General features: G+C 45.7%; 1 protein-coding gene and 1 pseudogene. Both read right to left on the bottom strand.

Annotated elements, in window-relative coordinates:
- Positions 1-2,990: DUF4815 domain-containing protein (locus ACFIL8_RS08400; protein WP_375689411.1), on the bottom strand; the 2,990-nt coding region annotated here is incomplete at its 3' end.
- Between the two features lies 1 nt (position 2,991).
- Positions 2,992-3,565: pseudogene (locus ACFIL8_RS08395) on the bottom strand (phage tail protein); the annotation flags it as partial.

The following is a 3,565-nucleotide window of genomic DNA, read 5'->3' as shown; positions in this document are numbered from 1 at the left end:
AGTTTCAAAGGGGTGAAACCACCATCATCCAGTTGCATCTCCAGTGAAAAGGTTGCACCGCCCGGTAAAAAGGTTTTGATATAGCTGGTCAATCTTGCTTTTTCACCAAAGGCAAAAGCACGCGTGACATAGGTAGCTTCCTTATGGATCTTTCCCGCAATCAATTGAACAGGCGCAAACAAGACGGGTGAGAGCTTTTCGGTGCCTTTGAGAATAGCGCGAAGCTTTATCTTTTCACTGATATATTCAGTAAGGCTTAGCAATTGAAAGGGAAGAAGTTGATAAATTGTGCCATTGTTTCGTTCAATTTCAAAGATGACAGAACAATCGCTTGAAGGCAATTCAATGGCTGCGCGTATTTGCAAATCAGAGCAGTCAACAAGGTCAAAAGTGCCAAGATCAATGGTTTTTTCTGTTTGTGTATAGCGTGCCGCCAGCACTCGAAAGGCTAAAGCCTCATCTTGATGGGCGGTCCAGCTCCTAGCATTGACAGAAGAAAAGCGTGGACCGGTCACGTAAGGGTGACTCGAGACGTATCTCTGGTGTTCTGCATCAAAATCCCCAAGCTTTGCTAGTGAGACAGAATGATCCGCATCATCGGTTTTAATGACAAAAGCCGTTAAGCGGTCATCCATCACAAGGAGTGGTACATCATAGCGTGCCTCTGCCCACCCTAGCTTTGCGCCCTTCATAGAATAAAAGCTTTGTGCTTGAATATCGGCGGTCGGATAACCGTTTTCTGTAGTGACCAAATCAATCACCAAATCATGGTTCTCATTACCGATTTTGCAAAGATGAAAGTCAATACCGGTGATTTGCCGTGTTTCATCGGGGGTAAAGACTTGCGCTTGTGGGTCAAATTGCGTCCATATCTTTACTGTTGTGGTGCGCCGCATCACTTTCACATCAATCACGCCTTGACCTGTAAAAAGACCCGTTGCAATGGTTCCACCTTTTCCCTGTGCCACAACGTTTTTTGTGCCAGCGGTGATGTTTTGTGGAATTTTAAAAGTTCCTTCAAGGGTGCCTTTGGTGTTAGCAACAAGCTTTGTTTTTGGTAAAACATTCACACCATCAAAGGTAAGACTTTCCAAGATTTCGCTACTGCCAAAACCTTCAATTTTAAAGTGAAGGGTAATTTGTCTTAAAAAGTCGGTTTGTTCTTGATGTGCATTGACCAAGTCATCACGCACTTCTGTGTTACGGATAGTTCTGCCGCGATGTTTTCCCATAATGATTTGATTGGTGATACCCGAAAGCCAATCTGTGCGTTGTTCATGCCAGAAGTCTGTCGCGGGTTCAAGGGTTACTGTACCAGGCAGGGGTGCAAAATTTTGATAAGGATTGATTTTTTCGCAAGCCGTTGTCAACTCTTGCGCAATGATCACTTCATTTGTCCAGTCAAGGGTGACAGGCGCTGTAAGATTAGCGATGTAAAAGGTTGGGTCAATGGCAAGCTGTAAAATGCCGTTGCCTACAGCACCTGTTTGTTGAAAGCCTTCATCTCTGTAACTATCATCAAGAAAAGGGTCTGCAAACATGCCCTTTTTGGCAACAGGTTCTTTAGAGTCAACATTGCTTTTAATCCGTTCTAATTGCATCAGACGGTCAAGCGAAAGCACTCGTTGAAAATAGCGCCACATTTCATCATAGGGGGCAACCCGTGTGCCATCATTGACCACAACCGGCGTTTCAAGCCAATTGTTGGTAATGGTTGCAAGGGACAACACATCATCAGGGACACTGGGTGCCATGGGTTGGTCTACTGAGATACCTTTGATGTAAACCACATTGCCCCCCGTGTTCAGTCCTATGCGGTCAATGCGGGGCAATTTATAAGTGTAACTGACGATAATATCACCACCCTCCGCTCCCCCTGAGACTGTGATTTCCTGCGCTGTTACTTTATCAGCCGTGATTTTTGCGCGATAGCGGTAAGTCACCTTATAGCTGCTCCCTGCTAAAGGTTCGTCTCCCACGGGTGCCCAATCAATGGTGTCTCCGGTTTTTTTAAAATCTGTGCCTTCTTTAAATTCCTTGCTTCCTTGAACGATTTTGATAAACGCGGTGATGCTTTTATCAGGAACACCATCACGCCCAGCGGCAACGGCACCACGGGTGACGTTAACGGTTTTTTCTTTTGTCAACAAAAGAGACTGAATATCGGCAATAGGAAAATAATAGGGTTTAAAGGTAAAACTTGTTTTCCCTTTTGAAGGCGCAAAAATATGCGTTTCGCTAGGAACAACGCTTGTCGAAAAGTCCTCGAGTTCTTCATGACGCAAAGCCGCTAAGCGTTTGCGTTTGAAACCATTGATATTGGCTTCTCCTTCTTGAATGCTAAACACTTGGCAACCGTTATTGGCTCCCAATGCGCTCACACGGCAGCCACTCACGATATAATGTCCATGGGCGCGGTCGTACGTCGCAATGGCTTGCATGGCGGGTTCAAGCAGTGATGGGGATTTTTGATCAATCAGAACACCATCTTGCAAGATATAAACGGGAAAGAAAGTGCCATTCTGCTCATCCTCTTTTAGTGCCCAAACAAGCTGTGCTGTTTCGCGTGCGGCACCAGGCTCTCCTTCTGCTAAGGTGCCGGCAACTTGCCCCAATAGCTCTGGATCATCTTCGTGTGTTATCCATTTTTTTTGCAGCTTCACACCAATTTCCAAGCGCCCAATCATGGCAACATTGTTGAGTACAGCTGGTGCAACGGGAAAAATATCACCGGCAATATAAATCTTGCCATCCGTTAACGTTACGGTCCTTGTCTCTTTGTTGACAAAAGCATCAGCCCGTTCAACGCGGTCTCCTTCTTGTGCCACAAGGCGCCCCAAACGGTCATGCCGTCCCCTTATAATGGTTTGAACTTCATTGAGTTCACCACTTTGAATAAAGGGACGCGTGCCATAAAACACCACGCTTTGTTGTTCCTCTTTGCCGCGAGATCTGTCAATTGCAAAGGGTAAACCACTTTCATGCTTCATATTAAAACCTCAATAAAATCTTGAATTGTTCGCGAACATCAGCACGCAAAGGAATATTGATAGGTGTTTTGAGAATTTCTACACCACCACGCAGTTCATGAGCTCCAAGCCAAAGCTTGCCAGGAGGGGTTTGTTGTGCAAGAGAGCCATGAACGAGAATGGAAACAAAAGCTGCTTGTTTGCCATCAACATCGTGAAAATCTGTGCGGGCTGCAACAAGAAGCGCCGTGCCCATCGGGGAGGGCTGGAATCTGCCGCTTGAATGGTTATAAACACCATCCAAAGCCTGTTCGACAGGCGCTACAGCATAGCATCTGCGAAACCCAATCACGCTATTTTGGCTGTCTTTTAACACGAGATAAAGCGTGCGGTTGCTAAACCACTCTGCCATGAGTATATCGCGTTCATGTTTTTTGACCGAACACCACGGAAAATTTGCCATGTCCCATGGATAATCGATTTGTTCCCAGCTTAACTCTTCATCCCCATCATCTATCCAATTACCAATAAGCCTGCCTTCTTCTCTTGTGAGCGTGTGATTGATCTCTGTTGTGCGCCCAAAGGAAAACAAAGTG

The organism is Bartonella sp. AP57NXGY (genome assembly GCF_042195805.1).
Taxonomy (GTDB): Bacteria; Pseudomonadota; Alphaproteobacteria; order Rhizobiales; family Rhizobiaceae; genus Bartonella.
Note: the sequence above shows the minus strand (reverse complement) of the source record. Positions and strands in the feature narration are given on the sequence as shown.